The sequence below is a fragment of the Kitasatospora sp. NPDC056138 genome (assembly GCF_042264695.1).
Lineage (GTDB): Bacteria > Actinomycetota > Actinomycetes > Streptomycetales > Streptomycetaceae > Kitasatospora.
Window position 1 is genome coordinate 124,326 of sequence record NZ_JBHJVK010000013.1, and the last position, 14,872, is coordinate 139,197.

Sequence of the window (14,872 nt, forward strand, 5' to 3'; positions counted from 1 at the left end):
GCACCCGCGATGATGAGGCCAGACCACGGCGGACGCACGGAAGGACACCCCAGATGAGCTGGTGGAAGGAGCCACTGGTCGGCTTCGACCTGGAGACCACGGGCACCGACCCGGCGCACTCGCGGATCGTCACCGCCGCCCTGGTGGACACCCGCGGCGGCCGGGTCGAACGGATCTCGGGCTGGCTGGTCGACCCCGGTGTGCCGATCCCGGCCGAGGCCGCCGCGATCCACGGCATCACCGACGAACAGGCCCGCACCCACGGCAGACCGGCGGCCGAGGCGGTCGAGGAGATAGCCGCCGCGCTCTGCGAACGGCTGGCCCTCGGGCACCCGGTGGTCGCCTTCAACGCGCCGTTCGACCTCTCGCTGCTCGACGCCGAACTGCGCCGCCACGGCCGTCCCCCGCTCGCCGAGCGGCTCGGCGGCACCGTCGGCCCGGTGGTGGACGCCCTGGTGATCGACCGTTCGGTGGACCGCTACCGCAAGGGCTCCCGCACGCTCCAGCACGTCTGCGAGGTGTACGGGGTCGAGCTCGCCGACGCCCACGAGGCGGGCAGCGACGCCCTGGCCGCCGTGCGGGTCGCCGTCGCCCTGGGAGAGCGCTACCCCGCCCAGGTCGGCGACCTGACACCCGAGCAGCTGCACGCGCTCCAGATCGACTGGCACCGGTCCTGGGCCGAGGGGCTCCAGGCCTGGCTGCGCAAGGGCAAGGACGCCGAGGCCGTCATCGACCCGCGCTGGCCGCTGCGCTGAGCCCCGGTCCGACCGGTACGGGTGGCGGCGTCGCGGGCCGACGGCACCGCCCGGTCTCGGGCCTCGCCCCGCTCCTTCATCCACCCCCCGTGGGCCGGTCGGTCCCGAGGCGTGCGGGACCGTACGGCCGGCCTGCTGCCGCCGCTCTCTGCCGCTCCCGGCCCCTCCGGGACGTCAGACGGCGGGGAAGTCGAAGGTGTAGCCGTGCGCGACGAGCCAGGGGAGCAGCTGGCCGAGGGCCGCGACGGTCTGGCTGCGGTCGCCGCCGCCGTCGTGCATCAGCACCACCCCGCCGGGCCTGAGGTTGTGCTGCACATCGGCCACGATCGAGGCGACCCCGGGCCGGGACCAGTCGCGGGTGTCCACCGACCAGCCGAGCGGGCGCATGCCGTTCTGAACGGCGATCAGCCTGTTCTCGGCACCGAAGTCCCCGCCGGGCGCGCGGAACCACGGGACCGCCGTGCCCGGGCCACCGGCCTTGGCGATCATGTCCTTCGCCGCGGTGATCTCGTACACCTGCCGGTCGTGGGAGAGCGTGTGCATCGGCTGCGGGTGGTGGACGGTGTGGTCGCAGAGCCGGTGCCCCTCGGCCAGGACGCGCTTGACGGCGGCCGGCCGGGCGGTCGCCTGCGGACCGATCTGGCAGAACGTGGCGTGCGCGCCGTACCGGGCGAGCAGGTCGAGCACCTGGCCGGTGTACTGGCTCGGTCCGTCGTCGAAGGTGAGTGCGACCGTACGGCCGCCTGACGCGGTGCGGTAGACGATCGAGGTCGGGCCGCCGGCGGGCGGCGGTGCCGGCGCGGGCGTCGAACTCCCGGTCGGGGCCGCGGTCGGCGTGGAGCTCACTCCCGGGGTCGGCGTCGAGGAGGTCCGGTCGGGCGAGGGCGGGGAGGGCAGGGAGGGCGAGGAGCCGGCCGGCCCCGGGGCCGTGCTGCCGGACCAGGGGGCGGAGGACGCGGAGGACCGGGACGGCGAGGACGACGAGGACGAAACGGTGGGGGTGCCGGGCGCCGCCGAGCCGGCGGCGCCGGGTTCGGCGGGTCCGCAACCTGCGATCAGGGCGGGCGCGAGCAGCGCGGCCAGACCGTACCCGAGGGTGCGGGCGAGGCCTGACCGGGGGCTGGGTATCCGCATGGCTACGGCTCCTGACGTCGTACCGGCGGCCCGGGAGAGTGCGGGCCGCACCCGGTACGACGTCCGCCGTCAGGGCGTGGTTCCGTAGGTGCGTATGGAGACGACCCTTGGGTCAGAAGGGATGGGAGGGGAACCAGGGGTATATCGAAGGGCCGTCGAAGGGCTGCCGGCGCAGGATCACCGGCGGCGGCGGGGGTCAGAAGGGGTACCAGCGCACTGCGGTCGCGCCCTCGCGGAGCGAGTCGACCCGGCGGCGGAACTCGGCGAGCGCGGCTGGGTTGCCGGGGACCTGCTGGGCGACCCAGGACGCGCTGGCGGTCTCCCGGGCGCCGCGCAGCACGGCGAACCCCGGCCAGTCGCGGACGTCCCAGCCGTAGGCGGTGGTGAAGGCGAGGTAGTCCTCGGCGGGGACGCCGTAGCGGTCGTGGCTGAGCGCGAGGACCACCAGGTCGTGTTCGCGCAGGTCGTGGGAGACGTTCTCCAGGTCGAGGAGGACCGGTCCGTCGGCGGTGAGGTGGACGTTGCGCGGCAGGGCGTCGCCGTGGATCACACCGGGCGGCAGCTGCGGGGTGAGGCCCCCGATCGCGGCGGCGAAGTCGGCCTTGCGCCGGCGCAGGAAGTCGGCGTCCGCCGGGTCGATGTGACCCTCGGCGCTCGCCAGCCAGCGCTCGACGGGGGCGAGCAGATCGCGGCGGCCGAGCGCGAACGGCGGTGCCGGTAGCCGGTGCAGGGTGCGCAGCAGTGGCGCGAGGTCGGCGGGCGCCGCCGTCCCGACGGCGGGGCTGAGCCGGTGCCAGAAGGTGACGGGGTGTCCGTCTGCGACCAAGGGCTCGGCCAGGTAGGGGCGGACCACGGGCACGTCGTGTCCGGCGAGCCAGTCGGCGACGGCCAGTTCGCGGCGGGCGCGCCCGGTGAGCTCGGGGCCGCGTCCGACCTTGGCGACCACGGCCGGATCGCCGAGGTCGAAGACGGCGTTCTCGCCGAGGGCCAGCAGCCGGGCGTCCACCGGAGCGGGCAGTCCGGCGGCGGCGCAGGCGGTGGTGAGCAGGGCCTGGGCGCGCGGCCCGTCGAAGGCGGTCATGGAGTGAATCATGGCGTACAGGGGTTGAGGGTCCGTCTCGGGGCTCCCCGGCCCAGGTCAGGGGTGGATTCAAGCGGTGGGGCAGGGGAGATGCGGGGTTCCCCCTACTCCTCAGGGGCGGGTTCTCCTTCTTGGGGTAGAGGGTGAATCCATCCTGAGGGGGAGGGATCTCCACCCCGAGCACGAGGCGTCGGGGCTGGTCAAGAGGCGAGGATGGACCGGGGCCGGATTCCGGGCCCCGAGGGGGGCACGATCCAGCGGGGGCCACTTGCCGGGCGGCAAGTAAGAACCCGTAGGATGCACTCAGTCACTTACTTGCCGACCGGCTAGAGCTCTGCTCTGCCCAGGTCCTGCCGTCGCCCGATGTCCAGTCCCCCCAGGGCTGCGGTGAACCATGCCCAGGAGGCATTACGAGCATGTTCCACCGAATAGGACAATTCGTCGCCAGGCGGGCGTGGTGGGTGATCGCAGTCTGGGTCGTCGGTGCGATCGCGGTCGCGGTGACCGCGCCGACCATCGCGGCACAGAACGACGAGAGCGCCTTCCTGCCCAAGAGCTACGAGTCCATCCAGGCCGCCCAGCTGCAGGCGAAGGCCTTCCCTGCCAACTTCTCGCCCGGCGCCCTGCTGCTGTTCGAGCGCGCTGACGGCGGCAAGCTGGATGCGGCCGACCAGGCCACCATGAAGAAGGTGGTCCAGGGCCTGACCGACGAGCACATCAAGAACGTCGACCAGATCCTCCCGGTCGGCCCGCAGGGCATGTCCAAGGACGGCAAGTACGCGCTGTCCATGGTCGCGATCGGCAAGACCGCGCAGGGGCAGGACTACCTCGACGTCGCCAAGGACCTGCGCACGGACGGCGGCAAGCTTGCGGACGGTTCGGCGCTGAAGTTCCGGGTCGGTGGCCCGGCGGCGTCCGCGCTCGACATGCAGGACTCCTCAGGGCTCGCCAATGCCCTGATCGGGATGGGCTCCTTCGTGCTGATCCTGCTGATCCTCGCGATCATCTTCCGCAGCGTCCTGATCGCGCTGGCGCCGCTGCTGATGATCATGGCGGTGGTCAAGCCGGCCGCCGAGGGTCTGATCAACTACGCCACCAAGCTCTTCGACCTGAAGGCCGACAACACCATGTCGGCGATGCTGCTCGTGGTGCTGCTCGGTGTCGGTACCGACTACTTCCTCTTCCTGATGTTCCGCTACCGCGAGCGGCTGCGGGCCGGTGAGGACCGCAAGACGGCCGTGGCCAACGCGGTCGGCCGGGTCGGCGAGGCGATCACCTCCGCCGCCGGTGCCGTCGCCGCCGCCTTCGCGGTGCTGGTGCTCTCCAGCCTCGGCATGTTCAAGGCGATCGGCCCGGCGCTCGCCATCGCCGTCGTCACCACCGCCATTGCCTCGGTCACCTTGGTGCCCGCCGTGCTCTCGGTGCTCCCCGCCAAGGCCCTGTTCTGGCCCGGCAAGAAGTGGATGGAGGAGCGCGAGGGCGCCCGCTTCGCCGCTCTGGGCCGGATGGTGCAGCGCCGTCCCGCCATGGTCGCCCTGGCCTCCGGTGGTGTGCTGATCGCCCTCACCCTGGCCGCGCTCGGCTACAAGGGCACCTTCGACCTCAGCGGCGGCTCGATGCCGAAGAGCAAGGAGTCCATGGTCGTCCAGACCAAGATGATGGACGCCTTCTCGGCGGGCGCGGCCGACCCGAGCCACGTCCTCGTGACCAGCGCCACCGACGGCGCCAAGCTCGACCAGGGGGCGCTGAAGACCTATGCGGGCAAGCTCGCCGAGGTCCCGGGCGTCGCCCAGGTGCTGCCCGAGCCGCAGCTCAGCAAGGACGGCGCCACGGCGGACTTCACCGTCATGCTCAAGGACGCCCCTGCCAGCAACGCGGCCATCGACACCGTGACCAAGCTCCGGAACACCGCCCACGCGGACGCCCCGGACGGGACCAAGGCCTTTGTCTCCGGTAGCACCTCGGTGAACAAGGACATCAACACGGCGATGGCGCACGACTACAAGCTGGTCTTCCCGATCGCCGGCCTGCTGATCATGCTGATCCTGGGCCTGCTGCTGCGCAGCGTCGTCGCCCCCTGGTACCTGATGGCCTCGGTGGGTCTCGGCTTCGGCGCCACGCTCGGTGCCACCAGCCTGATCTTCCAGCACGTCGCGAACCAGCCGGGCCTGATGTTCATGCTGCCGATCTTCATCTACCTCTTCGTGGTGGCGATCGGCACCGACTACAACATCCTGATGGTCGCCCGACTGCGCGAGGAGGCCGCCGAGGGGCGCTCGCCGCGTGAGGCGGCGGCCGAGGCGGTCCGCCACGCCGGTCCGACCGTCGGTGCGGCCGGCTCCATCCTGGCCGCGTCCTTCGCGACCTTCATGCTGGCGGGCAACGTCCTGTTCAGCGAGATCGGCTTCTCGATCGCCTTCGGCATCATCGTGGCGGCGTTCGTGATGGCGCTCTTCTTCACCCCGGCCATCACCGCGCTGCTCGGCCGGGCCGCCTGGTGGCCCGGCCACGGCGAGCTGGCCGGGCACGGGGCTCCGGCCCCGCTGGCCGCCGTCCCCTACGAGGACGACCGGGAGCCCGCCGGCCGTGTGTGACGGTGAGCGGTAGCCCGTAGTCACAGGGCGGGGGGCATGCGGTGAGCACACCGCATGCCCCCTCATCCGTGCAGGTAAACCCGGTGACGACGCACTGTGGCGAGGGAAACTTTTCCGATCATTTGACCGCCCTCCCGTGCTACAGTCGAGGCAGTTGCAGTTTTGGTTCCCATGAACGTATGTGTGCGCCTGCTGGTTACCAACCCAACAGGCGCATTTGTTTTGTCCGGTGTTTTGTCTCCGGATGGGGATCGCGGCTACTTGGGGCCTACGAGGTGTAGGTCCTGATGCCCCAGAAAGAGGAGACGGTTATGGCTACCGGCACCGTGAAGTGGTTCAACAGCGAGAAGGGCTTCGGCTTCATCGAGCAGGAGGGTGGCGGCCCGGACGTCTTCGCCCACTACTCGAACATCGCCGCCCAGGGCTTCCGTGAGCTGCTCGAGGGTCAGCACGTCGAGTTCGACGTCACCCAGGGCCAGAAGGGCCCGCAGGCCGAGAACATCCGCGTCATCGGCTGACCATCGGCTCACGCCGACAGCTTGTCGCGAAGCGAGGGCCCGCACCGCACGGTGCGGGCCCTCGCCCATGCCGCCGAACGGCCGGGGCGGCGCACTTCACCCCTGACGGCCGACCTTCCCCCAGCCTCCGGCTGGGGGCACCCATGGACCATTGCCACGGCACCCGCGATCCTCTGCGATCATCACGCGGTAGCCGCGGCCATCGGCCGACCCAGGACTGGAGAGCCCATGACCACCCCTGCCCGCCCGCCGCGCAACCGCACCACGGACCGCCCGCGCGCCACCGACCGCGCCCGTACGGCGGACCGCACCCGCGGCGCCGACCGCGCCCGCACCTCCGCCGCGCCGCGCCGCGCCCCGCGCTCCCGCGCGGCTGCCGCGCCCCAGGTGGCCGAGGACTTCACCGTGGTCGAGGGCACCCCCGCCCGTCCGGCCGCGCAGAGCTTCGCCGAGCTGGAGATGCCCAAGGCACTGTTCTCCGCGCTCGCCAAGGAGGGCGTCACCGAGCCCTTCCCGATCCAGGCCGCCACGCTGCCCGACTCGATCGCCGGTCGTGACGTGCTCGGCCGGGGCCGTACCGGCTCCGGCAAGACCCTCGCCTTCGGCCTGCCGCTGCTGGCCCGCACCGCCGGACAGCGCGCCTCGGCCCGCCGCCCGCTGGCCCTCGTGCTGGTGCCCACCCGCGAGCTGGCCCAGCAGGTCACCGACGCCCTCACCCCGTACGCGAGCGCCGTCAACCTGCGGATCACCACCGTGGTCGGCGGCATGTCGATCAACAAGCAGTCCAACGCGGTCCGGCGCGGCACCGAGGTCCTGGTCGCCACCCCCGGCCGACTGGACGACCTGATCAACCGGCAGGACGTCCAGCTCGACGAGGTGCGGATCACCGTCCTCGACGAGGCCGACCAGATGGCCGACATGGGCTTCCTGCCGCAGGTCACCAAGCTCCTGGAGCAGGTCGCCGAGGGAGGACAGCGGATGCTGTTCTCGGCAACCCTGGACCGCAACGTCGACCGCCTGGTGCGCCGCTTCCTGACCGACCCGGTCACCCATTCGGTGGATCCCTCGGCCGGCGCGGTGACCACCATGGACCACCACCTGCTCCAGCTGGAGGCGGCGGACAAGGCCGAGGCCACCGCGCGGATCGCCGCCCGTGAGGGCCGCGTGATCATGTTCGTGCACACCAAGCACGGCGCCGACCGGCTGGCCAAGCAGCTGCGGGCCAGCGGTGTGCAGGCCGCCGCGCTGCACGGCGGGAAGTCCCAGCCGCAGCGCAACCGCACCCTGGACCAGTTCCGCGACGGCCAGGTCAGCGCGCTGATCGCCACCAACGTCGCCGCCCGCGGCATCCACATCGACGGCCTGGACCTGGTCGTCAACGTCGACCCGCCGATCGACCACAAGGACTACCTGCACCGCGGCGGCCGCACCGCACGGGCCGGCGAGTCCGGCACCGTGGTCACCCTGGTGCTGCCCGAGCAGCGCCGCGAGGTCAACCGGCTGATGTCCACCGCCGGCATCCGGCCCACCGTCACCAAGGTCCGCCCCACCGACTCCGAGCTGGCCCGGATCACCGGCGCGCGCACGCCCAGCGGCGTCGCCGTCCTCCCGATCGCGGCCCCGGCCCAGCCCGCGCCCGCCGCCCCGGCCGCCGGTACGGCCCCGGCCCGTCGCCGGGCGCCCAAGCGCTCCGGCCTGCCCGCCGACGTGGACATCAACGGCAACGCCAAGCGGCCGCGTCCCAAGCAGCGCTTCGGTGCCGCCGGTACCGCCGGCTCGGCCGCGGGCTCGGGTTCGGGCGAGGGCGGCGGCCGCCGGATGGCAGCCGGCTTCATCGGCAAGACCTCCGGCCGCACCAAGCCCGGCTCCGGTTCCAAGAGCGGCTCCAACTACGGCACCGGCCGTCAGCGCCGCAAGTCCGACTGACCGTCCGCCGGTCTCCGGCTGCTCTCCTCCGGCCCGCCAGGCACGCCCTGGCGGGCCGGGGTGCTGTCGCGGCCGGGCCGCGCCCGCGCCCGCCGGAGTCCGGAACCGGTTCGGAATCCCCTCGGGTGCGCTGGAACCGGTTGCGCAGATGGCTAGTTGACGGTGCGTCAGGTTTCCGTGGCGGGCCGGACGGGAGCCCAGTCGGTTCGTGGAGTGCTGCGCCCCGGGTCGCCGCGGCGCTGCCGGCCGGTGGTGGTCCTCCCGTCCCACGGTCGGGGCCGGGCCGTCCCTTCGAGGGCCCGGCCTGCCGCTCTTTGTCCGGTTCCACGGCGGTCCGGAGCTGATCGTCCGGGGCCGGCCGGGCGGCACCATCGGGCTGCGTAAGGTGGAGCCCGGAACTTCGGCGGACGGGGACGGATGGACATCGGCGCACGGCTGGCTCGGCAGGAGGGCTGCCTGGACGAGCTCCTGGAGGCGCTCGGTGTGGTCTGGACCGACCCGGCGGACCCACGCGTCGCCGCGTTCGCCGAGCGGGAGCCGCACTATCCGCAGTACCACCGGGTGGGCCACAAGCGGCAGTCGGCCGTACAGGCGCTGACCGGGAACCGGCCGCTGGTCGAGCGGCACTACACGTCGGTGCTCCGGGCGCTGGTGAGCGACGACGATCCGAGTTCGCCGCGCTGGCTCGCCGCCGTCCTGGTGGCGGCCGTCGGGCGGCGGCGGGTGCAGGAGAGCCTGGTGCAGGCGGTCGAGGCGGGCGACCCGTACCAGCAGGTCTGTGCGGCGGGAGCCTGGACGTGGGTGCAGGCGCCGCTTGCCCACGCGAGCGAGCAGGACCTGCGGGCCGGACGGCCGACGCCCGCCGGCCTCGCGGCACGGGAGGCGCTGGCGGACGTCCGGGAGCGCTACCTGAGCGCGCTGCGGGCGGCGCGGGCGGCCTGCCGGGACGGCTGGGCGCGCGGGCAACTGGCCGGACGCGCGGCCGGCTGAGCCGGGTGGACGGGGCCGTGGGGCCGCCCCGGACTTCCCGCTCCGGACGGTCCCGCGGGGTGGATCGACGCGTGCAGAAGGCGTACCGCAGCAGGGGCGCCGTACGGGCTCAGGCCGTCAGGCTGGTGATCCGGGCGGTGCGGCCGGCCAGGTCGTAGCGGCGTAGCAGGAGCCGGGCGATCTCCGGAGCGGCGCCGAGGACCGGGGAGATCAGATCGGCGGCGGCGTCGGTGGCGGCGGAGGCGATCCGGTCGGGGAGCAGTCCCGGCGCCAACAGGTAGGGTGCGACGGCCACTTGGCGGACCCCGGTGGCGCGCAGCGCGGCGACGGCGTCCGGGACGCGCGGTCCGGTGGCCGAGGCGTAGGCGACCTCGACGCCGGCCCAGCCCCGGGTGCGCTGCCAGTCGGCGGCGAGTGCCCGGGTGGCGGCGTCGGCGGCCGGGTCCGAGGAGCCGGCGGCGGTCAGGACCACGCCGGTGCCGGCGCGGACGGCGGCGGAGCCCAGGTCGAGGCCGGACTCGGCCAGGCGGCGGTCCAGGGCGTCGAGGAGCAGCGGGGACGGGCCGAGGACGTCCGCGACCGGTAGGTCGGCTCCGGCCTCGCGGAGTGCGGCCGGGACGTCGCTCTTGGCGTGGAAGGCCCGGTTGAGGAGCAGCGGGACGGCCACCGCAGGGGCGCCGTCGAGGCGGCCGAGGACCTGGGGGATGCGCGGGGCGCAGTGGTCCAGGTAGGCGGTGGCGACCTCCAGGGCGGGACGCAGCGAGCGGAGTCGCCGGACCAGGGCGTCCACGGTGGCGGCGTGCCGGGGGTCGCGGCTGCCGTGGGCGATCAGCAGCAGTGCCGGAGCGCCGGCCGACGGGCCGGGGCGGGGGCCCGGTGCCCCGGCGGGCTCGGGACGGACCGGCGGCCGGGTCCGGGGCCTGGCCGGGGGCAGGGCCCGGTCCGCGAAGGGGAGGGCGGGCTCCGCGGTGGTGCCGGCCGTGCGCGTGGCCGGGGCTCCGGCGGGTGCGGTGGGCCGGGCGGTGAGCGGGTGCGGGCCGTCGGGGCGCCGGGGCGTGTCCGGGCAGGCTGCCGCCGCCGCTCCGGGGCCTGTGGCGAGGCGGTTCGGGGCGGCGGCGGACAGTCTGCTCGTGGACATGGGCGGCCCTTCGGAGCGGTGGGGTGTCAGCGGTTGGCGACCAGCAGGCCCCGGCTGCGCAGCACGCGGCGCTCCAACGGGGAGAAGATCAGCAGGTCGATGGCGATGCCGACGAAGAGGATCAGGACGATGCCGAGCAGCACACCGGACATGTCGGAGGCCTCGCGGCTGTTCTCCAGGTAGCGGCCGAGGCCGAGGCCGAGGTCGGGGGAGGACGCGATGAGCTCGGCGGCCATCAGGGAGCGCCAGGAGAAGGCCCAGCCCTGCTTGAGTCCGGCCAGGTAGCCGGGGAGGGCGGCGGGCAGCAGGACGTGGCGAGCGCCGGCGAGGCCGGTGGCGCCCATCGTCCGGCCGGCCCGCAGGAACAGCGGCGGGACCTGGTCGACGCCGGAGACCAGGCCGTTGGCGATGGACGGGACGGCGCCGAGCAGGATGACGGCGTACATCGCGGAGTCGTTGATGCCGAGCCAGATGACGGCGGCGGGCACCCAGGCGACCGAGGGCAGCGACTGCAGGCCGGAGAGGATCGGCCCGATCGCGGCCCGGACGGGCTTGACCCGGGCGACCAGCAGCCCGATCGGCGTGCCGATGACGACGGCCGCGAGGAAGCCGGAGACGCCGCGCCAGATGCTGGTCCAGATGATGGAGAACAGCGTGCCCTGGGTCCACAGGTCGGCCAGGCTCTGCCAGACCATGGCGGGGCTGGGCAGCTTGTAGGTGTCGGTGAGTTCGAGGATGAAGGCCAGCTGCCAGAGGCCGAGCACCAGCACGACGGCGAGTGCCGGGGGGAGGACCTTCTCCCGCAGGGTCCGGGTGAGCGGGGTGCGCTGGACGACGACGCTGTCCAGCGCGTCCAGGCCCGCGCCGAGGTCCTCGGTGCTGACCGGGGCGTCCTCGGCAGGCCGGGTGCCGACCGGGGTGTCCTCGGTGGGCGCCTTCCGGACCGGCACGGGTGCGGTGTCAGTGCTTGCCATGGCGGCGGATCTCCCCACGCAGTTCTTCGGTGATCTCGATGGACAGGTCCGCGACGCCGGTGTCCTCGATGCGGCGCGGCTGGGGCAGGTCGATCCGCCACTCCCGGGCGACCCGGCCGGGGCGGGAGGAGAGCAGGACGACGCGCTGGGCGAGCCGGACGGCCTCGCGGACGTTGTGGGTGACGAACAGCACGGCGAGCTGCCGCTCGGCCCAGATCCGGGTGATCTCGTCGTGCAGCACGTCCCTGGTGATGGCGTCCAGGGCCGCGAACGGCTCGTCCATCAGCAGGACCCGGCTGCCCTGGGCGAGTGCCCTGGCCATCGCGACGCGCTGGCGCATGCCGCCGGACAGTTCGTGCACCCGCTTGCCGTAGGAGCCGCCGAGCCGGACCAGGTCGAGCAGGCGCTCGGCCTCCGGGCGGCGTTCGGCGCGCGGGACGTCGGCCAGCCGGAGGGCGAGTTCGATGTTGCGGCCCGCCGTGAGCCAGGGGAAGAGCGCGTGCTCCTGGAACATCAGCGCGGGGCGGCCGCCGGGGACCTCGATGCTGCCGGCGGTGGGCTTGTCGAGTCCGGCGACCAGGTTGAGCAGGGTGGACTTGCCGCAGCCCGAGGCGCCGAGCAGGGTGACGAACTCGCCGGGGGCGACGTCGAGCGAGATGTCGTCCAGCACCGGGGTGGCCGCGCCGGGGCGGCCGAAGCTCTTGTGGACGTGCGAGAGCCGGACGGCGGGGGCGCCGCCTGCGGCCTCGCTGCCGGGGGCGGTCTCCGAGGTGGTCAGTGCCGGGGTCATCCGGGCACCTCCTGCGTGAGTGGTCTGGCGTCTGGCGGGAAGCTGGAGCCGGGGCCCGGCCCCGCGCCGTCCCGTGCTGGGCATCGACCGGGACGGAGTGGGGACGGGCCCCGGAGCTGTGCGGGGCGGCCTACTTGGTGCCGAGCCCGGCGTCCGCCACGGCGGGGCGGCCCTGCTGTCCCAGCACCTTGTCGAGCAGGGTCAGGTCGTAGATCCCGTTCAGGCCGGGCTTCTTGAGCAGCCCGGCGGTGACCGCGTGGTCGGCCTCGGCCTGCAGGGTGCCGGCCAGCGGGTCGTCGAGGAACTCGATGTCCTGCCAGGCCGGGTCGAGGACCGCCGGATCCAGCGAGCTGCCCGCGTCGATCTTGAGCTGGGCGTTGGCGTCGGCCTTGGCCCGCGCCGGGTCGGCCTTGATGAAGGCGTTGGTGTTCACCGAGCCGCGCAGCACGGCCTCGACCACGTCCGGGTGCTCCTTGAGGAACTTCTGCGAGACGATGATGTTGGTGATCACGAACTTGCCGTCGGGCCACAGGGACTTCTCGTTGAGGAGTTCCTTGGCGCCGAGGGTGACCAGCTTGGAGGCGGTCGGCTCGGGCACCCAGGCGCCGTCGATGGAGCCGGACTTGTAGGCGTCGGGGGTGACCTTGTTGTCGGTGCGGACCACGCTCACGTCGCCCGCACCGGACTGGGCGTCGACCTTGTAGCCCTTGCCCGCCAGGTAGTTGAGCAGCGCGACGTCCTGGGTGTTGCCGAGCTGCGGGGTGGCGATCTTCTTGCCCTTGAGGTCGTCCAGCGACTTGATCCGGTCGGGGTTGACCACCAGCTTGACGCCGCCGGAGGCCGAACCGCCGATGATCTTCAGGGACTGCCCGTTGGACTTGGTGTAACCGTTGATCGCCGGGGAGGGGCCGATCCAGCCGATGTCGATGGAGCCGGCGTTGAGCGCCTCGATCTCGGCCGGACCCGCGTTGAAGGTCTGGGTCTTGATCCGGGTGGCGCCCAGTTCCTTCTGGAAGATGCCGTCCTTGATCCCGACCAGGGCGGTGCCGTGGGTCAGGTTCGGGAAGTAGCCGATCTTCACGGTGTCGGCGGAGAGCTTCGTCCCCGAGGCGGTGGCGGCCGCCGGGGCGGCGTCCGTCCTGTCGCTGCTCTTGGAGCCGTAGCCGCAGGCGGAGAGCAGGCCGACGGCGGTCAGGGCGGCCGCGGCGGCTGCGGCCGACCGTCTGGTCCGGCCGAAGCCGGGCTGCTTGCGGGTATGCGGGATCGCCGGGTTCGGTGCCATGGGAGTCGTCCTGTCATGGGAGGAGGGGCGGATCGTGGTGCTGACGGCATCTCGGATGCCGGGCAGGCCGGGCGGTCAGGGGAGGGACGGCCCGGTGACAGGGGCTCAGCGCCCCTGTCCGCCTGCACATCGCGCCAGTCCGCCCTCGCCGCTGCCGAGGACGCCGCTGCCGATGCGGCCGCCTTCCTTGTCCATGCCCGAGAACGCCTCGCAGGGCATCAGACCCAGTCCTCCTCGTCCGGCTCGGCGGTGCGTACGGTGTCGAAGGCCTCGCCCGCCATGCCGGCGGTGAGGGTGGCGCCGTCGGCCGGGTCGATCAGGAGGAACGATCCGGTGCGGCGGTTGTCCGTGTAGTCGTCCAGCGCCAGCGGCTCGGCGGTGCGCAGCACCACGTGGCCGATGTCGTTGACGTTCAACTCCGTCGCCTCGCCGCGCTGTTCGAGGGTCTCGACGTCGATGCGGTAGGAGATCTCCCGGACCAGTGCGCGCACCGTGCGGGTGGTGTGCTTGAGCAGCACCTTGTCGCCGGTCCGCAGCGGGCGCTCGGCCAGGTGGCAGACGGTGGCCTCGATGTCCTTGGTGGGGACGGGCACCGCGCCGGCCGCGATCAGGTCGCCGCGGGAGACGTCGATGTCCTCGGCGAGGCGGACGGTGACGGACTGGGGGGCCCAGGCGGTGTCCGTCTCCCGGCCGAGGGCGTCGATGCCCGCGACGGTGGTGGTGTGGCCGGACGGCAGGACGGTGACCGGGTCTCCGACGCGCAGCACGCCGGAGGCCAGCTGGCCCGCGTAGCCGCGGTAGTCCGGGTGCTCCTCGGTCTGCGGGCGGATCACGTACTGGACCGGGAAGCGGGCGGGCTGCCGGCTCGGGTCGCTGCCGACCGGGACGGTCTCCAGGTGCTCCAGCAGGGTCGGGCCGCCGTACCAGTCCATGTGGGCGGAGGGCTCCACCACGTTGTCCCCGGCCAGTGCGGAGATCGGGACGGAGACGATGTCGCGGACGCCGAGCGAGGCGGCGTAGGCGGTGAACTCCTCGGCGATCCGGGCGAAGACGGGCTCGGCGTACTCGACCAGGTCCATCTTGTTGACGGCCAGCACCACGTGCGGCACCCGCAGCAGGGCCGCCACGGCGGCGTGCCGGCGGGTCTGCTCGACCACGCCGTTGCGGGCGTCGACCAGGACGACGGCCAGCTCGGCGGTGGAGGCGCCGGTGACCATGTTGCGGGTGTACTGCACGTGGCCCGGGGTGTCGGCGAGGATGAACCGCCGCCGGGGGGTGGCGAAGTAGCGGTAGGCGACGTCGATGGTGATGCCCTGCTCGCGCTCGGCGCGCAGGCCGTCGGTGAGCAGGGCGAGGTCGGGGGCCTCCTGGCCCCGGTTGCGGGAGGCGTGCTCGACGGCCTCCAGCTGGTCTGCCAGCACCGACTTGGAGTCGTGCAGCAACCGGCCGACCAGGGTCGACTTGCCGTCGTCCACGGAGCCGGCGGTGGCGAAGCGCAGCAGCGAGGTGGCGCCGAGCGCCTCGGTGGCCTGAGTGGTGGTCATGTCTAGAAGTACCCCTCGCGCTTGCGGTCTTCCATGGCGGCCTCGGAGAGCTTGTCGTCGGCCCTCGTGGCGCCGCGTTCGGTCAGGCGGCTGGCGGCGATCTCGGTGATGACGTCGGCGGTGGTGGCGGCGTCGGAGTCGACGGC

Annotated in this window: 12 protein-coding genes and 1 pseudogene; 5 read left to right on the forward strand and 8 right to left on the reverse strand. The window is 73.2% G+C overall.

Annotated elements, in window-relative coordinates; translation table 11 throughout:
* Positions 1-53: 53 nt before the first annotated feature.
* Positions 54-755 carry an exonuclease domain-containing protein gene (locus ACFC1R_RS11985; protein WP_375936688.1) on the forward strand — a complete coding sequence of 234 codons (702 nt, stop codon included), beginning with the start codon at positions 54-56 and terminating at the stop codon, positions 753-755.
* 174 nt (positions 756-929) lie between these two features.
* Here the strand turns inward: ACFC1R_RS11985 and ACFC1R_RS11990 are convergent, their stop codons facing one another.
* Together ACFC1R_RS11990 and ACFC1R_RS11995 are read right to left on the reverse strand one after the other, a co-directional pair.
* A complete protein-coding gene (locus ACFC1R_RS11990; RefSeq protein ID WP_375936691.1) occupies positions 930-1,889 on the reverse strand; it encodes a polysaccharide deacetylase family protein in 960 nt (319 codons plus the stop codon).
* Positions 1,890-2,085: 196 nt separating this feature from the next.
* Positions 2,086-2,970 (reverse strand): phosphotransferase enzyme family protein, encoded by an 885-nt coding sequence (locus tag ACFC1R_RS11995; protein ID WP_375936693.1) that lies wholly within the window; start codon positions 2,968-2,970, stop codon positions 2,086-2,088.
* Positions 2,971-3,386: 416 nt separating this feature from the next.
* On the opposite strand from ACFC1R_RS11995, the gene ACFC1R_RS12000 reads away from it, so the two are divergent.
* The 4 genes from ACFC1R_RS12000 to ACFC1R_RS12015 all read left to right on the forward strand — a co-directional run bounded on the left by ACFC1R_RS12000 (position 3,387) and on the right by ACFC1R_RS12015 (position 8,998).
* Complete coding sequence (locus ACFC1R_RS12000) at positions 3,387-5,564, forward strand: MMPL family transporter (RefSeq protein WP_375936696.1); 2,178 nt, start codon at positions 3,387-3,389, stop codon at positions 5,562-5,564.
* A gap of 311 nt (positions 5,565-5,875) precedes the next feature.
* Positions 5,876-6,082: a cold-shock protein gene (locus ACFC1R_RS12005; RefSeq protein ID WP_045299214.1), complete on the forward strand. Its 207-nt coding sequence runs from the start codon at positions 5,876-5,878 to the stop codon at positions 6,080-6,082.
* 228 nt (positions 6,083-6,310) lie between these two features.
* A complete protein-coding gene (locus ACFC1R_RS12010; RefSeq protein ID WP_375936699.1) occupies positions 6,311-8,008 on the forward strand; it encodes a DEAD/DEAH box helicase in 1,698 nt (565 codons plus the stop codon).
* A 417-nt stretch (positions 8,009-8,425) separates the two neighbouring features.
* Positions 8,426-8,998, forward strand: a complete 573-nt coding sequence (locus ACFC1R_RS12015) for a hypothetical protein (protein WP_375936702.1) — start codon at positions 8,426-8,428, stop codon at positions 8,996-8,998.
* Between the two features lie 109 nt (positions 8,999-9,107).
* Here the strand turns inward: ACFC1R_RS12015 and ACFC1R_RS12020 are convergent, their stop codons facing one another.
* The 6 genes and pseudogenes from ACFC1R_RS12020 to ACFC1R_RS12045 form a co-directional block, all read right to left on the reverse strand.
* The gene (locus ACFC1R_RS12020) at positions 9,108-9,836 is read right to left on the reverse strand and encodes a sirohydrochlorin chelatase (protein ID WP_375936736.1); all 729 of its coding nucleotides are present in this window, start codon (positions 9,834-9,836) and stop codon (positions 9,108-9,110) included.
* Between the two features lie 326 nt (positions 9,837-10,162).
* Positions 10,163-11,110 carry an ABC transporter permease gene (locus tag ACFC1R_RS12025; protein ID WP_375936705.1) on the reverse strand — a complete coding sequence of 316 codons (948 nt, stop codon included), beginning with the start codon at positions 11,108-11,110 and terminating at the stop codon, positions 10,163-10,165.
* Positions 11,097-11,900, reverse strand: coding sequence for an ABC transporter ATP-binding protein (locus ACFC1R_RS12030; RefSeq protein WP_375936708.1), 804 nt, complete (start codon positions 11,898-11,900; stop codon positions 11,097-11,099). Before ACFC1R_RS12030 ends, ACFC1R_RS12025 begins: the two co-directional genes overlap by 14 nt.
* Positions 11,901-12,030: 130 nt before the next feature.
* On the reverse strand, positions 12,031-13,182 hold the full coding sequence (locus ACFC1R_RS12035) for an aliphatic sulfonate ABC transporter substrate-binding protein (RefSeq protein WP_375936711.1): 1,152 nt from the start codon (positions 13,180-13,182) through the stop codon (positions 12,031-12,033).
* Positions 13,183-13,400: 218 nt separating this feature from the next.
* Positions 13,401-14,726, reverse strand: a complete 1,326-nt coding sequence (locus ACFC1R_RS12040; RefSeq protein WP_375936714.1) for a sulfate adenylyltransferase subunit 1 — start codon at positions 14,724-14,726, stop codon at positions 13,401-13,403.
* A gap of 2 nt (positions 14,727-14,728) precedes the next feature.
* Positions 14,729-14,872: pseudogene (locus tag ACFC1R_RS12045) on the reverse strand (sulfate adenylyltransferase small subunit); the annotation flags it as partial.